Source organism: Bradyrhizobium sp. MI1.11 (assembly GCF_055811255.1).
In genome coordinates this window covers 1-1,054 of sequence record NZ_JBVVPM010000180.1, presented here as the reverse complement: position 1 = coordinate 1,054, position 1,054 = coordinate 1, and the positions used below count along the sequence as shown (strand labels likewise).

Genomic DNA, 1,054 nt, shown 5'->3' with positions numbered 1-1,054 from the left:
CAGGACCGCCCATCGTTTGAGGTTCATGGCCAGGCAGAGAAGACGCAGATGGGTATGATTGCGTGCCAGGCCCAGATAGCGGGCTCGCGCCCAGCCGTAGACGCCCTTGAGGCGCGCGAAGACCTGCTCGACCGGGGCGCGGCGCCGTCCCACGGCGTCGTTGAAGCGCTTCTGCCGTTCGGTCAGGGGATGATGCTTGTTGGGCCGGAACATCAGCCGCGGCTTGATGCCCCGGGCAGCCAGCCCGGCGCGACGCTCATGCTTGTCATAGGCCTGGTCGGCGTAGACCGCCTTCTCGTCACCGCTGATCAATTCGTCGGCGGGCACCGTATCGTTGACCGCAGCGTCGGTCAGCTTGCTGCGACGAATGATCGCCGAGCCCTGGTCGACACCGACATGCGCCTTGTAGCCGAAGTATCGCTTGCCACCCTTCTTGGTCCATCGCGCATCCGTATCGCGCTCGCTATTGACCAGCTTGCTCGGCGGGCGTCCGTCCGGGCCGGGAGGCAGCGGGTCCTTTGGCGGCTTCGGCGGTTTCACGGCCGCCGGGATCAGGCTGGCGTCGATCAATGTGCCTCGGCGCAGCACCAGCCCGCGCGCGTCGATCTGGCGCAGCATCTCGGCAAACAGCGTCTCGTCCAGGCCAGCCTGCTGCAAAGCTTCGCGGAAGCGCCAGATCGTCGTGTGGTCGGGCGTCTCGTCGCCCAGCGCAAAGCCGCAGAAGTCGCGGAACGAGGCCCGGTCATCGAGCGCTTCTTCCAGTTCCGGATCGGACAGACCGTACCATTGCTGCAACAGCACAGCCTTGAACATCACCAGCCGAGGATAGGCCGGCGCGCCACGCTCCGGCTCCGGCAGGCCGCTCAGCACGCGCTCGACAGCCGCCCAATCCACCAGTTCGCCAATCCGCCTCAGGACCGCACCCCCTTTGCCCCGCCGCGACGCCAACGCATCTGCGAAGCTCGGTTGCCCCACCTGCCGATATGCCATCCCCAGATCCTCTTCAGATGTCTCTTAGAGAATCGCAGATTCGCGATTTACGCAAAGCCCTCGC

Annotated in this window: 1 protein-coding gene; it reads right to left on the bottom strand. The window is 65.7% G+C overall.

All coding sequences use genetic code 11. The features are described 5' to 3' along the window. The coding region (locus tag AC0L30_RS42990; protein ID WP_473406790.1) for an IS5 family transposase at positions 1–990 on the bottom strand (990 nt) is incomplete at its 3' end. Between the last annotated feature and the right edge of the window lie 64 nt (positions 991–1,054).